This is a genomic window from Streptomyces sp. NPDC046909 (assembly GCF_040644695.1).
GTDB lineage: Bacteria > Actinomycetota > Actinomycetes > Streptomycetales > Streptomycetaceae > Streptomyces.
In genome coordinates this window covers 273,104-286,999 of record NZ_JBEYXC010000002.1, presented here as the reverse complement: position 1 = coordinate 286,999, position 13,896 = coordinate 273,104, and the positions used below count along the sequence as shown (strand labels likewise).

Sequence of the window (13,896 nt, the reverse complement as noted above, 5' to 3'; positions counted from 1 at the left end):
TGTGACGGTATTGGCATTCTCATTTTCTGCAAGTAGCGTATTCGAACGATGAATGACTTCGCCCAGACCTCCTCCGGCATCCCGCTCAAGCCGGTCTACGGACCGGCGGACCGGGTCGCCGAGCCGCCGGAACCCGGGGCCTTCCCGTTCACGCGCGGCAACTACGCCACCGGCTACCGGGGGCGGCTGTGGACGCTCCGGCAGTACTCGGGATTCGGTACGGCGGAGGAGTCCAACCGCCGCTACCGGTATCTGCTGGAGCAGGGCGGCACCGGACTGTCGGTGGCGCTCGACCTGCCCACGCAGTGCGGTTACGACTCCGACGACCCCGAGGTGAGCGAGGAGGTCGGCCGGGTCGGGGTCGCCGTCGACACCCTCGCCGACGCCGAGGTGCTCTTCGAGGGCATCCCGCTGGACCGGATCAGCACCAGCTTCACCATCAACGGGACGGCGGCGATCCTGCTCGCCTTCTACGTGGCCGCCGCCGAACGCCGTGGCGTGCCCCGGGCGAAGCTGACCGGGACCATCCAGAACGACATTCTCAAGGAGTACGCCTCCCGCGGCACGTGGATCTGGCCTCCGGAGCCGTCGCTGCGGCTGATCGCCGACACCATCGAGTTCTGCGCGGCCGAGGTGCCGCGCTTCAACGCGATCTCCGTCGCCGGCGCGCACTTCCGGGACGCGGGCGCCAACGCCGTGCAGGAGATGGCGTTCACGCTCGCCGACGGGGTGACGTACTGCGACACCGTGCTGGAGCGCGGGCGGATGACGATCGATCAGTTCGCCCCGCAGGTCTCCTTCTTCTTCTACACGCACGGCGATTTCTTCGAGGAGATCGCCAAGTACCGTGCCGGGCGCAGGCGTTGGGCGACCATCGTGCGGGAGCGGTACGGGGCCGGTTCCGACAAGGCCGCCATGTTCCGCTTCGGCTGTGTCGCCGGAGGCGCCTCGCTGTACGCGCCCCAGGCCCGCAACAACACCGTGCGCGTCGCCTACGAGGCCCTCGCCTCCGTCCTCGGCGGCGTCCAGTCGATGTTCACGGCCGCCTGGGACGAACCCTTCGCCCTGCCCAGCGAGGAGTCCGCGACCCTCGCCCTGCGCACCCAGCAGATCCTCGCCCACGAGACCGGCGTCGCGCGCGTCGCCGACCCGCTCGGCGGCTCGTACTTCGTCGAGGCGCTCACCGATGCCACCGAGGAGCGGATCGTGGAGATCATGGAGGACCTGGAGCGGCACGGGGGGATGGTCCGGGCCGTCGAGGACGGCTATCTGCAAGGGCTGATCGCGGACGAGGCCTACCGCGTGCACCGGGCGGTCGAGGCGGGCGAGCGGCCCGTCATCGGGGTCAACCGGTACGTCGACGAGGACGAGCCCGCCCCCGACATCGCCACCTACGAACTCGACGCCAAGGGGCGGGAGGTGCAGTTGAAGCGGCTCGCCCGCGTCAAGGCCGAGCGTGACCCGGCCGCTGTCCGGGCCCGGCTCGCGGCGCTGTCGAAGGCCGCCGAGGGCACCGACAACCTCATGGGCCCGCTGATCGACTGCGCCAACGCCTATTGCACGGTCGGGGAGATGGTCACCGCGCTCAAGAACGTGTGGGGCGAGTTCCGGCAGCCGGTGGTGTTCTGATGGGCACCACCCCTGCCCGCACCCGGATCCTCATCGCCAAGCCAGGGCTCGACGGACACGACCGCGGCGCCAAGATCGTGGCGCGGGCGCTGCGCGACGCCGGCTTCGAGGTCGTCTTCACCGGCATCCGTCAGCGGGTCGACGACATCGTGGCCACCGCCGTCCAGGAGGACGTGGCGATGGTCGGCCTCAGCATGCTGTCCGGGGCGCATCTGGCACTCACCGCCCGGACCGTGGAGGGGCTGAGGGCCGCGGACGCCGGGGACATCACGGTCGTCGTCGGCGGCACCATCCCGCCCGCCGACGTGCCGCGCCTGAAGGCCGCGGGCGCCGCCGCCGTGTTCCCCACCGGAACACCCCTCGACGTGGTGGTGGCGGACGTACGCGCCCTCACCTCGCCCTGACACCGGCACTGACATCTGGTGGCCCTGACATCTGGCCCTGACATCTGGAGGGAACGTGCGGATCGGAGTCATGATCGGGCCCGAGCGGGGCGACTCGGCGCGCAAGGCCGAGCGGATGCTCGCCGATGTGGAGTGGGCCGAGTCGGCCGGGATGAACACCGCCTGGATACCCCAAGTCCCCACGGACTTCGACGCGTTGACCGCCGTCGCGCTCATGGGCGCCCGGACCTCCCGGATCGAGCTGGGCACCGCCGTCGTCCCCCTCCAGGCCCAGCACCCCGTCGCCCTCGCCCGCCAGGCCCTCTCCACCCAGGCCGCCACCGGCGGACGGCTCGCCCTCGGCGTCGGCCCCTCGCACCACTGGATCATCAAGGACATGCTCGGCCTGCCCTACGAACGCCCGGCCGGTCTCACCCGCGACTACCTCGACGTCCTCGACGCCGCCCGCAACGGCCCCGGCCCGATCGACGTCGAGAACACCACCTACACCGTCCACAACCCCCTCGACCTCGCCCCCGTCGCCCCCCTCCCGGTCCTCCTCGCCGCCCTCGGCCCGGTCATGCTCGCCCTCGCCGGAGAGCGCGCCGACGGAACCGTCCTGTGGATGGCCGACGAACGCGCCGTCGCCGACCACGTCGTCCCCCGCATCACCCGCGCCGCCGAAGCGGCCGGACGCCCGGCACCCCGAGTCGTCGCCGGCATCCCGGTCTGCCTGTGCCGCCCCGACGAGGTCGACGCCGCCCGCGCCCGCGCCAACCGGATCCTCGGCGAGGCCGAGATCTCGCCCAACTACCAACGCCTGCTGGACTACGGCGACGCCCGGGACGTCGGCGACCTGTGCGCGGCGGGCGACGAGAAGGCGATCCTCCAGCGCTTCCGCCGGTTTGCCGACGCGGGCGTCACCGACCTCTCCGTACGCCTGCTGCCCCTCGGCGAGGGCCGCGACGAACTCGTCGCCTCCAAACGCCGCACCCGGGAGATGATCGCGAGCCTCGCGACGGAGCTGAGGTGACTCCCGGGCCGCTCGCGGGCCTGCGCATCCTCGAAGTCGGCCACATCCTCGCGGGCCCGTTCGCCACCATGCTCCTCGCCGACCTCGGCGCCGAGGTCACCAAGGTCGAACCACCCGGCGGCGACCTCTCCCGCCAGGTCGGCGACGCCTACTTCGCCAGCATCAACCGGGGCAAGCGCAGCATCTGCCTGGACCTGACGACCGATCAGGGCCAGGCGCGGCTCGGCGCATTGGCGGCTGACGCACACGCGCTCCTCGTCAACCTCAAGCCGTCGGTCATACGGCGGCTCGGGCTGACGTACGAGCGCCTGCGCCGGTACAACGAGCGGCTCGTCTGTGTTGCCGTCACCGGCTACGGCCTCGACGGCGGCGACGACCCCGCCTTCGACTACGTCATCCAGGCCGCCACCGGCGTCGCCGCCCTCACCGGCGATCCCGACGGACCGCCGACCCTGCCCGGCTACTCCTCGGCCGACAACTCCGCCGCCCTGACGGCCGCGTTGGGCCTGCTCGCCCAGATCGTGTCGGGACGCGGCGGCCAAGTCGAGGTGGCGCTGCGGGATGTGATGCTGGCTCAGCTCAACTACCGGGCCGCCGCCTACCTCAACGACGGGGTCGAGCCGCGCCGGCTGCCGAACGGCGCGCACTCCTACTACGTACCGGCCCAGCTGTTCCCCACGGCGGAAGGCCACTTGGCGCTGTTCATCACCCACGACGGCTTCTGGAAGACCTTCTCGGCGGAGGCCGGGATCGAGGGATTCCCGACCATGGCCGAGCGGGCGGAGCGCCGGGAAGAGGTCCTGGACGCCGTCACGCGGGCGTTGCACCGGGACACGGCCAAGCGCTGGGAGGCCCGGCTCCGGCCGCTCGGCATCCCGGCGGCCGCCGTCCGCACGCTCCCCGAGGCGCTGGACGCGACCCCGGAGATGATCGTGCGGGCCGGGGACTTCCGGCTGGTCGGAAGTCCCGTCAAGGTCGCCGGGTACATGCCCGAGTACGGGCCGCCGCCCGCGCTCGGCTCACTCGTAGTGGACGGTGACTGACCCCTCGTCGGGCACGCCCTGGCAGGTCAGCACATACCCGTCGGTGACCTCGTCCTCGGTCAGCGCGTCATTGACCCGCATGGTGGCGCTGCCCTCGGTGATCCGGGCCATGCAGGTGGCGCAGTTTCCGGCCTCGCAGGAGAAGGGCGGGGTGAACCCGGCGCGCCGGGCGCTCTGGAGCAGGGTCTCGTTCGGGTGCTTGGGGACGGTGGCGCGCCGGGCGCCGAGGACTATCGTCACCGTGCCCTCGTCCACCTGGCGTGCCACGGGCGGCGGCTTGGGAGCCCCGCCGAACCGCTCGATGAACACCCGCCCCGGACCCGGCAGCGCCGACTCCACCAGCTCCATGAAGAGCTCAGGCCCGCACACATACGCGTCCGCCTCGATGTCCGACCCGACGAACTCCCTTACGGCATCCGGGTTCAGGAGACCCCGCTCGGCGTCGAGATGACGTACGACCGTCAGCCGGCCCGGATACTGCGCGGCCAGCTCCATGAGCGCCGAGTCGAAGATCGCCGAGGTCCGGTCGCGGTCGGCGCAGAGCAGCCGGACCGGGCGGGCGGTGGTCGCCAGTGTGCTCTTGGCGAGGGAGAGGATCGGGGTGATGCCACTGCCGCCGCTGAAGCCGAGCAGTGGGGTCCCGGTCTCGGCGGGGCGGAGGCAGAACAGGCCTCGGGGCTGGGTGAGTTCGAGTTCGTCGCCCTCGACCACATGGTCGTGCAGCCAGTTCGAGACCTTGCCGCCCGGCACGCGCTTCACCGTCGTCATCAGCTCGGCGTCCGTCTCCGGAGCGCTCGACATCGAGTACGAGCGCAGCAGGTCCTTGCCGTCGACCCGGACCCGGAAGACACAGAACTGCCCTGCCTGATAGGCGAACGGGCCGTCGTGCGGGTCGAGGACGAAGGTCCGGGCGTCGGGGGTCTCCTGGACGATCTTGACGACGGTCGCACGCCGGAACAGGGCGGGGCTCGCCATGGACGCCCTCCTCGGGCTCTGGTATCAAGGTTCTAGCGAGATGAGAATACTATTCTCATCGAGTAGATGGGACCCTCTCGCAGATGGGGCCTCTCAACGGGCAGGGAAGTGACGGGCGGGGATGAGGAATGAGCGAACGGGCCGCGCTGGTCTTCGAGGACCGGGATTACACCCTGGCCGAACTGGAGGGCCTCGCGGACGGGCTGGCCGCGGAGCTGGCGCGCGGGGGAGTGCGGGCGGGCGAGCGGGTCGCGCTCATGTCGTCCAACCGGCCCGAGTTCGTGATCGCCGTCCAGGCCGTCTGGCGGCTCGGTGCCGCGGTCGTCCTGCTCAGCCCGGCCTGGAGACGGGGCGAGGTCGAGCACGCCCTGGAGGTCACCGCGCCGACGCACGCCGTCGGTGACCATTCGGTGCTGGCCGAACTGATGCCGATGCGGCACCTGGACGAGCCGATCACGCCCGGGGAAGGGCCCTCCACGGGCGAGAGAGCGTCCTTCGCGCGTGTCGGGCCGGACGTGGACGCCGTCCTGGTGTTCAGCTCCGGCACCACCGGTATGCCCAAGGCGGTACGGCACACCCACGCCTCCCTCGCCGCAGCCGTACGCCACTGGCGGGACGCCCTCCAGCTGACGGCGCGGGACCGGATCCAGATCGCCACCCCACCCTCGCACATCCTGGGCCTGCTCAACATCGTCACCGCGCTGGAGACGGGCGCCTGGCTCAGGCTCCACCGCCGCTTCGACCTCGACCGGCTCCTGGAGCACATCCAACTCGACCGCATCACCGTCGAGATGGCCGTCGCACCGATCGCGCTCGCCATCGCCTCCCACCCGAAACTGGAGTCGTACGACCTCTCCTCGCTCCGGTTCATCATGTGGGGCGCCACACCGGTCACCCCGAGCGTCGCCGAGACCGTCACCCGGCGCACGGGGGTCGGCTGGGTGCCCGCGTACGGGGCCAGCGAACTGCCCGTCATCGCCTGCAACCCGCTCGACGGCGCCCGCCTGGACACGCCGGGGCGGGCGGTGCCCGGGGTGGACGTGCGGGTGGTGTCCCTGGAGACCGGAGCGCCGGTCGCACCCGGCGAGAGCGGGGAGATCGAGGTCCGCTCCGACTCCCTCATGGCCGGCTATCTGCCCGCCGAGGCCACCGCGGAGGCCCTGCACGACGGCTGGTACCGCACCGGAGACGTCGGCAGTCTCGACGCCGACGGCTGGCTGCGGCTCACCGACCGCTCCAAGGAGATGATCAAGGTGCGGGCCTTCCAAGTCGCCCCCGCCGAGGTCGAGTCCGTCCTGCACGGGCATCCCGCGGTCGCCGACTGCGCGGTCTTCGGCGTCCCCGACGCGGCCGACGGCGAGGCCATCGTCGCGGCGGTCCGGGCCACCGGCCCGGTGTCGGCCGACGAACTCATCGCACTCGTCGGCGGACGTCTCGCCTCCTACAAACGCCCGAGCCATGTGGAGTTCGTGACCGAGATCCCCCGACTGCCCTCGGGCAAGGTCCTGCGCAGGGTCCTCAAGGAGCGCTATGGATGCACGTCTGACACCTGAACAACACCAACTCCGCGCGGCGGCCGCCCGGTTGGCCGACGACCTCGGCCCCCGCTCCGTCCTCGACCTCGACGACACGGACCGGATCGACCGCCTGGAGAAGGCGGTCGAGGCGACCGGCTGGCGGCGGCTGCGCTCGGACGGGGCGTCCGGAGTCGAAGTCGCCCTGGTGGTGGAGGAGTTCGGGCGCGGACTGGTCGATGTGCCGTTGCTGGGCCCCGTACTGGCCGACGACCTGGCCCCGGGGATCTCGGCGTCGACCGTGGTGGTGGACGGCGTGGCGCGGGACGCGAGGGGCATGCGGCGAGGCGTCTTCACCGAGGACGACCGCGTACTGGCCGCCGCTCTGGGCCCGTTGCTCCCGGCCGCCGACCTGACCCGCCACAGCGCCTCCGTCACCGGCCCGCCGGATCAGGTTGCCACGCTGACCGCCGAATCCCCGGCCCGCCGACGGGCGTTGGCGCTCGTGGCCACCACCGCCGACCTGCTCGGAACGTCACGCGGGGCACACGCACTCGCCGTCGACTACGCGCGGGTCCGTGAGCAGTACGGCAAGCCCATCGGCAGCTACCAGGCCGTCGCCCATCTCCTCGCCGAGGCCCTGGCGTTGATCGAGGGCTCGGTGAGCGTACTGCGCCACGCGGCGTGGGCGGTCGACGAGCTGCCACCCGAAGAAGCCGTACGGGCCGCCCGTATCGCCAAGCTCTACTGCGCCCGAGCCGCCCGTACCGTCTGCGAGACGGCGATCCAGGTGCACGGCGGCATCGGCAACACATGGGAGTGCCTCGCCCATGTGTATCTGCGCAGGGCCCTGACGTCCATCGAGCTGTTCCCCGTAAGCCTGGAGGAGATCACCGTGGGCCATGGCGACGCTGTGGGGGAGGCCGGCCGTGGACTTTCGTGACTCCCCGGAGGAGGCCGCCTTCCGCGAGCGGCTCCGCGCCTGGCTCACCGAACGGGCCGGTGAGTTCCCGACCTCGGGCGACGAGTACTGGGCCCGCCAGGGCGAGTGGCATCGCGCCCTGCACGCCGCCGGGTTCTTCGGCCTCTCCTGGCCCAAGGCATACGGCGGCCACGAACTCCCGCCCGTCTACGACGTCATCCTGGACGAGGAACTGGCCCGCGCCGGCACCCCGCCCCGCCCCAGCCTCGGCTACCTCGTCCAGGGCCTGGGCCGGCACGCCACCGAGGAACTCCGCCGCCGCTTCCTGCCCGGCATGATCGACGGCACCGAACGCTGGTGCCAGGGCTTCAGCGAACCGGGGGCGGGCTCGGACCTGGCGTCCCTCACCACCACGGCCACCCGGGACGGCGACCACTACGTCCTGCACGGCCACAAGATCTGGACCAGCTACTCCGACGTCGCCGACTGGTGTCTCCTCCTGGCCCGGACCGACCCCGACGTGCCCCGTCACAAAGGAATCTCCGCGTTCATCGTCGCCATGGACCAACCCGGCGTCGAACAGCGCCCGTTGACGATGATGAGCGGGGTGACGCGGGAGTTCGGGCAGGTCCGCTTCGACGGCGCGACCGTGCCCGCGGACCAGATGGTCGGCGCGCCGGGGGAGGGCTGGGCGCTCGCCATGACCGTCGTAGGACATGAGCGGGAGCCCTCGACGCTGGGCTTCTCGGCCCGTTACGGCAAGCTGGTGCGCGAGTTGGCCGACCGAGTGCAGGGGCCTCCGCCCCCCGAACTCGCGTGGGCCGTCGTGGAGACGGAGATGCTGCGCCTGCACGTACGCCGACGTCTGTCGGAGCAACTCGACGGTGTCTCGCACGGCCCCGAGGGTTCCCTGGACAAGCTCCTGATGACCTGGACGGAACAGACCGTCGGCCACGCGGCCCTTGCGGTCGGCGGCACCAGTGACCCGGATCTGCTGCACGCCTACCTTTACAGCCGCGCGCAGAGCGTCATGGGCGGTACGTCGCAGATCCAGAAGAACATCATCGCCGCGCGGATCCTGGGACTGGGAGCCTGACATGACGCAGAACCTGTACGGCATGCCGGAGGAGATCCAGGTCGAGGCCGACGGCCCGCTGCGGATCATCACCCTCAACCGCCCCGACGCCCTCAACGCCGTGAACGACCCCTTCCACACCGGCCTCGCCCGACTATGGCCCCGCCTCGGCGAGGACAGGGACGCCCGCGCCGCTGTCCTGACCGGAGCGGGCAAGGCCTTCTCGGCGGGCGGCGACTTCGCCTACCTCGACGAGATCAGACAGGACGCCGACCTGCGCGCCCGCACGATCGCGCACGGCCGGGACATCGTCCTCGGCATGGTCCGCTGCCGTGTCCCGGTGGTCGCGGCCGTCAACGGCCCTGCGGTGGGCCTCGGTTGCAGCCTCATCGCCCTCAGCGACACGGTCTACATCGCCGAGTCCGCCTACCTCGCCGACCCGCACGTCCAGGTGGGCCTCGTCGCGGCCGACGGCGGCCCCCTCACCTGGCCCCTGCACACCAGCCTGCTCCTGGCCAAGGAGTACGCCCTGACCGGCGCTCGTATCCCGGCCGAGAAGGCCGTGGCGATGGGCCTGGCCAACCACGTCACGGCCGACCCCCTGGCCGACGCCATGGCCTGCGCCAAACGGATCGCCGGACTGCCCAGACAGGCCGTCGAGAGCACCAAACGGCTCCTCAACCTGCACCTGGAGCGTGCCGTCCTAGCGACCCTCGACTTCGCGACGACGGCTGAGGAGCAGTCCTTCACGACGGAGGACTTCCGCACCACGCTGGCGCGGCTGACCGGCAACGATTAGGCGCCGGCGACGACCTTCGTGACCACCCAGTGGTGCTTGCCGATCTGCCGGGTGCGGCTGAAGCCGTGCTTCTCAAATAGCGCCACCGTGCCGTTGTGCAGGAACGACGAGGACGCGGACCGGCCCTCCGCGTCCTCCGGGTAGCTCTCCACCGCGCCGCCCCCGAGGCGCGCGATCTCGCGCAGGGCGCCGTCGAGGGCGGCCGCCGCCACGCCTCTTCGCCGGTGGGCCCTGTCGACGAAGAAGCAGGTGATCCGCCAGTCCGGGAGCGCTCGGAGCTCTTGCAGATAGACGCGCCGGTGCTTGATCCGGGGCAGTTCGTCGGTCGGCCCGAACTGGCACCAGCCCACGCAGACCGGGCCGTCGTACACCAGGGCGGCATGTGCCCGGCCCTCCCGGACCCGCAGCTCCTTCTCCGCCCGGCTCCGCTCCGGCGGCTTCTTGCCGCTCACGCCCTCGGAGTGGAAGGACATGCACCAGCAGCCGCCCCACACACCGTTGTGGCGCTCCACGAGGGACGCGAAGTCCGGCCAGGTGCTCGCGTCCAGCGGTCTCACTTCAAAGGCGTCCTTCGACACGGCGCCAGCCTCCCACAGGCCACTGACACCGGCCCCCTCACTTCGGCGGGAACCTCAACGCCCCGTCCAGCCGGATCACCTCGCCGTTGAGATAGTCGTTCTCGCAGATGTGCTGGACGAGCGCTGCGTACTCGGGGGACCGCCCCATCCTTCGAGGGTGCGGGATCTGAGGTCCCCAGTACGCCTCCAGCCGGTCGCCCGCCTGGCCGTAGGCGGGGGTCAGGAACGTGCCGGGCGCGATGGTGACGACGCGGACGCCGAGCGGGGACAGGTCGCGGGCGGCCACGAGGGTCATGCCGACGACTCCCCCTTTCGCGGCGGCATAGGGGAGCTGGCCGATCTGGCCCTCGTACGCGGCGATCGACGCGGTGTTGACGATGACCCCTCGGGCGCCGTCCTCGTCGACCGGCTCCTGCCGGGCCATGGCCGCCGCCGTGAGCCGCATGACGTTGAAGACGGCGGTGAGATAGATGTCGATGGTCTGCCGGAACCCGGCCAGGTCCAGCGGCTCCCCGTCCCGCCCGATGAGCCGCCCGCCGCTCGCGGGCCCGCCGTGCGCGTCCACGGAGATCCGCAGCGGCCCCAGCGTCTCCGCCTCGCCCACGGCCGTCCGTACGTCCTCCTCGCTGGTGGCGTCGGTGCGGACGTACCGCACGCCCAGCTCCGCCTCCAGCGCCTTGCCCTTGTCGTCCGCGAGGTCCGCGACGACGACCGCCGCGCCCGCCGCGTGGAGTCGGCGGACCGTCGCCTCGCCCAGACCTCCGGTTCCGCCGACCACGAGCGCGGACGACCCTGCTATCTCCATGACGGCTCCCTTGCGAGTCATGTTCTAGTTTTGCGAGAGTAGCATTCTCACCCGGGTTCTCATCCGGGTTGTCATCCGCGTTCTCACCCCGTGCCGTGACCGAGTTGGAGGCGTCCATGCCCGAGGCAGTCATCGTGTCCGCCCTGCGTACGCCCGTCGGTACCGCGGGCAGGGGCACCCTGCGCGACACCACGGCCTTCGACCTGGCCCACCACATCGTGGGCGCCGCGGCGAAGGGCCTCGACCCGGACCGCGTGGACGACGTGATCCTCGGGGAGGGCCTGTACGGCGGTGGTGTGATAGCCCGCCACGCCGCGCTGACCGTCGGGCTCACCTCGGTCCCGGGGCTCGCGTTCAACCGGCACTGCGCGGCAGGCCTCGCGGCGGTGGCGGGCGCGGCCGCGGGCATCCGGGCCGGCATGGACGAACTGATCATCGCGGGCGGCGTCAACTCCGCTTCCACGGCGCCCAAGTCGCGGTTCCGGATCGACGGCGAGTGGGCCGAGCCCTGGATGCCGCCCACCCACCCCGACCGCCCCGACGCCCCGAACGCCGACATGTCGCTCTGCATCGGCTGGAACGTCGCCCAGCGGGCCGGGATCTCCCGCGCCGACATGGACGCCTGGGCGCTGCGCTCGCACCGCAACGCCGTGCGAGCCATCGACGAGGGCCGTTTCGACGCCGAGCTCGTGCCCATCGAGACCCCGTACGGGCTCTTCTCCGTCGACGAACACCCGCGCAGGGACACGTCGTTGGAGAAACTCGCCGCGCTCAAGCCCCTGCACCCGGAGATCGAGGGCTTCAGCATCACCGCGGGCAACGCCTGCGGCGGCAACGACGGCGCGGCCGCCCTGGTCGTCGCGCGCGAGGAGACGGCGGCCGCCGAGGGCCTGCCCGCCCTGGCGACCGTCCGCGCCTGGGCCTCTGTCGGCGTCGACCCCGCCGAAACCGGCCTCTCCCCGGTCAAGGCCATCCCCAAGGCGCTGGCCCGCGCGGGCCTCACCACCTCCGACGTCGACCTGTACGAGATCAACGAGGCCTTCGCCTCGGTCACCGTCGCCGCCGTACGCCTCCTCGGCCTCGACCCGGACACGGTCAACGTCAACGGCAGCGGCTGCTCCCTCGGCCATCCCGTCGCCGCCACCGGCGCCCGCATGCTGGTCACCCTCGTCCACGAACTGCGGCGGCGCGGCGGCGGGATCGGGGTCGCGTCGATGTGTGCGGGCGGCGGGATGGGCTCCGCCATGGTGGTGGAGGTCAGCTGAGCGTCGCGGTGATCTGCGGCAGGTCCACCGTCGTGCGGATCCCGGGCTCCGCCGCGCACACGAACGGCACCGCGTTGACCGCGCGGTTCGCCGTGTACGACGGTGACACTTCGGCCATCCGCTCCAACGGCACCGGCAGCCGGATCCCGACGTCGAGCGGCGCGTCACCGTCGACCGTGACATGCCAGCCGGTGTCCCACAGATCCCAGGCCGGTACGAGATCGGCCGTGCAGTACCAGGTGGCACGGAAACGGAGGAGAGTACGACCCTCCCGCTTGCCGCACACCGTCAGGCGCTGCGCGGCCACCGTCCCCGCCGCCAACTCACCCGCCGCGATCCGGACATGCCGCCGTGCTGTCGCCAACTCGCCGCTCGCCTCAAGGGAGTCGAGCGGCAACGACAGCGCGTCGGCGACCAGCCGCAATGAAGGCCCGAAGCTGGTGCGTGCCCGGGAGAGCCGCTCCTCGGCGAACTCGGCGGGTGCGACTCCGAACCCCATCACCCCGAACAGCAGCTCCGGCGACGGGCGTTGCGACAGATCGGCGTACTCGTCGATGGCCACCCGCTCGACCCGCCGCGCGATCGACGTCAGGACGAGCGGCACCGCCTCGGTGATGAATCCGGGGCTGCTGCCCGTGCTGTGGATCGAGGTGCCACCGCGCTCGCACGCGGCCTCGACCCGCTTGCGCACATCGGGATCCATGCTCCCCGGATGATGGAACTCCCCGCGCGTGGTCACGATGTTCGCGCCCGACTCCAGCAGCCGGCACACCTCGTCGAGGTCGCACACGAGCGGCATGTACAGCACGCAGTCCGCCCCGAGGCCGATGATGTGCTCGATGTCCCGGGTGGCGGTCACGCCCGTCACGGCGTCCGGTCCGCACAACTCGCCCGCGTCCAGGCCGACTTTCGCGGCGGTGTGCACATGGACGCCTGCCAGTGACAGCTGCGGATGCTCGACCACCGCCCGCAGCGAGCGCGTGCCGATCGTCCCGGTGGCCCACTGGACGACCCGGTACGCGCTCACCCCGCCTCCCGGGCCAGCCGCAGCAACGCCTCCTGGGCGTAGGAGGCGACCAGGGAACCGTCCTCGGTCAGCACATCGCCCCGGCCGAAGCAGCGGCCGTGGGCGAGGATCGGGCTGTGCTGGCGCAGCAGAAGCCAGTCGTCGGCGCGGAACGGGCGGTGGAACCACACGGTGTGCGAGGTGACGGCCGACGTGAACGCCTTCTGCGCGTCGCGCTGGCCGATGCCGTCGAGCGGGCGGAGCGCGGTCCCGATGAGGGTGAGATCGGTGGCGTACGCCGTGAGGGCCGGGGCCAGTTCCGGATCGGCCGTCGGCATGCGCATCCAGAGGTCGAACTCCGGCGGACCGGGGTCGGTGGCGTCGAGGTCGGCCGCGGTGCGTGTCTCCCAGGGGAGGAGGTGCAGGTCGACGCGGTGTTCGGGGCCGAGGGCGGCGGGGACGGGTGCGGCGGTCTGGTGGCTCGGTCCGTCCTCGGCGGAGTGCAGGGAGACGGCGGCGGTGGCGACGACGCCGTGCTGCTGCCGGGCCACGACCGTCAGGGTCGCGAAGGTGCCGCCCACATGGTGGCGCTCCACCTCGTAGCGGACGGGTTCCTCGGGCCGTCCCGCCCGGGGGAAGAGGGCGTGCAGCGACTTGATGTCCTTGTCCGGGCAGCTCAGCCGCGCCGCCCGGACGGACTGGGCGAGCAACTGCCCGCCGAACAGCCGGTGATAGCCCAGTCGCTGGTTCCGGGCCTCGAACACCGTGCCGCCCGGGGGCGTGCGCAGATCGAGGCAGGAGAGCAGGTCGTCCCAGAGTTCACTCGTGGCAAGGGGCATGCCAGCGAGAGTAAAGGAGATTTACGTCGA

General features: G+C 71.6%; 14 protein-coding genes. 9 read left to right on the top strand and 5 right to left on the bottom strand.

All coding sequences use genetic code 11. The features are described 5' to 3' along the window. The first annotated feature begins 48 nt into the window (after window positions 1-48). The 4 genes from ABZ928_RS05505 to ABZ928_RS05490 are packed head-to-tail and all read left to right on the top strand — an operon-like array spanning window position 49 to window position 4,088. Window positions 49-1,629 carry a methylmalonyl-CoA mutase family protein gene (locus tag ABZ928_RS05505; RefSeq protein WP_361515195.1) on the top strand — a complete coding sequence of 527 codons (1,581 nt, stop codon included), beginning with the start codon at window positions 49-51 and terminating at the stop codon, window positions 1,627-1,629. Next, the gene (locus tag ABZ928_RS05500; RefSeq protein WP_361515194.1) at window positions 1,629-2,033 is read left to right on the top strand and encodes a cobalamin B12-binding domain-containing protein; all 405 of its coding nucleotides are present in this window, start codon (window positions 1,629-1,631) and stop codon (window positions 2,031-2,033) included. The genes ABZ928_RS05505 and ABZ928_RS05500 overlap by 1 nt, the downstream gene beginning before the upstream one ends. Before the next feature lie 55 nt (window positions 2,034-2,088). Next, entirely contained in the window at window positions 2,089-3,045 is a 957-nt protein-coding gene (locus ABZ928_RS05495) for an LLM class F420-dependent oxidoreductase (protein ID WP_361515193.1), read from the top strand. Beyond that, window positions 3,042-4,088 (top strand): CoA transferase, encoded by a 1,047-nt coding sequence (locus ABZ928_RS05490; protein WP_361515192.1) that lies wholly within the window; start codon window positions 3,042-3,044, stop codon window positions 4,086-4,088. The genes ABZ928_RS05495 and ABZ928_RS05490 overlap by 4 nt, the downstream gene beginning before the upstream one ends. Here the strand turns inward: ABZ928_RS05490 and ABZ928_RS05485 are convergent. Then, window positions 4,065-5,063, bottom strand: a complete 999-nt coding sequence (locus ABZ928_RS05485; RefSeq protein WP_361515191.1) for a ferredoxin--NADP reductase — start codon at window positions 5,061-5,063, stop codon at window positions 4,065-4,067. The genes ABZ928_RS05490 and ABZ928_RS05485 overlap by 24 nt on opposite strands. 128 nt (window positions 5,064-5,191) lie before the next feature. On the opposite strand from ABZ928_RS05485, the gene ABZ928_RS05480 reads away from it, so the two are divergent. The 4 genes from ABZ928_RS05480 to ABZ928_RS05465 are packed head-to-tail and all read left to right on the top strand — an operon-like array spanning window position 5,192 to window position 9,373. After that, window positions 5,192-6,616: a class I adenylate-forming enzyme family protein gene (locus ABZ928_RS05480; protein ID WP_361515190.1), complete on the top strand. Its 1,425-nt coding sequence runs from the start codon at window positions 5,192-5,194 to the stop codon at window positions 6,614-6,616. Beyond that, window positions 6,594-7,520, top strand: coding sequence for an acyl-CoA dehydrogenase family protein (locus ABZ928_RS05475; protein WP_361515189.1), 927 nt, complete (start codon window positions 6,594-6,596; stop codon window positions 7,518-7,520). Before ABZ928_RS05480 ends, ABZ928_RS05475 begins: the two co-directional genes overlap by 23 nt. Next, on the top strand, window positions 7,507-8,595 hold the full coding sequence (locus ABZ928_RS05470; RefSeq protein WP_361515188.1) for an acyl-CoA dehydrogenase family protein: 1,089 nt from the start codon (window positions 7,507-7,509) through the stop codon (window positions 8,593-8,595). The genes ABZ928_RS05475 and ABZ928_RS05470 overlap by 14 nt, the downstream gene beginning before the upstream one ends. Window position 8,596: 1 nt before the next feature. Next, window positions 8,597-9,373, top strand: a complete 777-nt coding sequence (locus tag ABZ928_RS05465) for an enoyl-CoA hydratase/isomerase family protein (RefSeq protein WP_361515187.1) — start codon at window positions 8,597-8,599, stop codon at window positions 9,371-9,373. Here the strand turns inward: ABZ928_RS05465 and ABZ928_RS05460 are convergent. Together ABZ928_RS05460 and ABZ928_RS05455 are read right to left on the bottom strand one after the other, a co-directional pair. Beyond that, complete coding sequence (locus ABZ928_RS05460) at window positions 9,370-9,930, bottom strand: GNAT family N-acetyltransferase (protein WP_361515186.1); 561 nt, start codon at window positions 9,928-9,930, stop codon at window positions 9,370-9,372. The genes ABZ928_RS05465 and ABZ928_RS05460 overlap by 4 nt on opposite strands. A gap of 58 nt (window positions 9,931-9,988) precedes the next feature. Beyond that, on the bottom strand, window positions 9,989-10,756 hold the full coding sequence (locus tag ABZ928_RS05455) for an SDR family NAD(P)-dependent oxidoreductase (RefSeq protein ID WP_361515185.1): 768 nt from the start codon (window positions 10,754-10,756) through the stop codon (window positions 9,989-9,991). A gap of 116 nt (window positions 10,757-10,872) precedes the next feature. Between ABZ928_RS05455 and ABZ928_RS05450 the strand changes: the two genes are divergently transcribed. Beyond that, entirely contained in the window at window positions 10,873-12,021 is a 1,149-nt protein-coding gene (locus ABZ928_RS05450; RefSeq protein ID WP_361515184.1) for a thiolase family protein, read from the top strand. Here the strand turns inward: ABZ928_RS05450 and ABZ928_RS05445 are convergent. Both ABZ928_RS05445 and ABZ928_RS05440 read right to left on the bottom strand, forming a co-directional pair. After that, a complete protein-coding gene (locus ABZ928_RS05445) occupies window positions 12,014-13,048 on the bottom strand; it encodes a dihydrodipicolinate reductase (RefSeq protein ID WP_361515183.1) in 1,035 nt (344 codons plus the stop codon). The genes ABZ928_RS05450 and ABZ928_RS05445 overlap by 8 nt on opposite strands. Continuing rightward, the gene (locus ABZ928_RS05440) at window positions 13,045-13,866 is read right to left on the bottom strand and encodes an acyl-CoA thioesterase domain-containing protein (RefSeq protein WP_361515182.1); all 822 of its coding nucleotides are present in this window, start codon (window positions 13,864-13,866) and stop codon (window positions 13,045-13,047) included. Before ABZ928_RS05440 ends, ABZ928_RS05445 begins: the two co-directional genes overlap by 4 nt. Window positions 13,867-13,896 lie beyond the last annotated feature (30 nt).

What these genes read in the sequence shown, in the direction of transcription:
- ABZ928_RS05465 (WP_361515187.1), top strand. Translation starts at nt 8,597, where the DNA reads ATGACGCAGAACCTGTACGGCATGCCGGAGGAGATCCAGGTCGAGGCC.
- ABZ928_RS05505 (WP_361515195.1), top strand. Translation starts at nt 49, where the DNA reads ATGAATGACTTCGCCCAGACCTCCTCCGGCATCCCGCTCAAGCCGGTC.
- ABZ928_RS05475 (WP_361515189.1), top strand. Translation starts at nt 6,594, where the DNA reads ATGGATGCACGTCTGACACCTGAACAACACCAACTCCGCGCGGCGGCC.
- ABZ928_RS05480 (WP_361515190.1), top strand. Translation starts at nt 5,192, where the DNA reads ATGAGCGAACGGGCCGCGCTGGTCTTCGAGGACCGGGATTACACCCTG.
- ABZ928_RS05455 (WP_361515185.1), bottom strand. Translation starts at nt 10,756, where the DNA reads ATGGAGATAGCAGGGTCGTCCGCGCTCGTGGTCGGCGGAACCGGAGGT.
- ABZ928_RS05440 (WP_361515182.1), bottom strand. Translation starts at nt 13,866, where the DNA reads ATGCCCCTTGCCACGAGTGAACTCTGGGACGACCTGCTCTCCTGCCTC.
- ABZ928_RS05450 (WP_361515184.1), top strand. Translation starts at nt 10,873, where the DNA reads ATGCCCGAGGCAGTCATCGTGTCCGCCCTGCGTACGCCCGTCGGTACC.
- ABZ928_RS05500 (WP_361515194.1), top strand. Translation starts at nt 1,629, where the DNA reads ATGGGCACCACCCCTGCCCGCACCCGGATCCTCATCGCCAAGCCAGGG.
- ABZ928_RS05485 (WP_361515191.1), bottom strand. Translation starts at nt 5,063, where the DNA reads ATGGCGAGCCCCGCCCTGTTCCGGCGTGCGACCGTCGTCAAGATCGTC.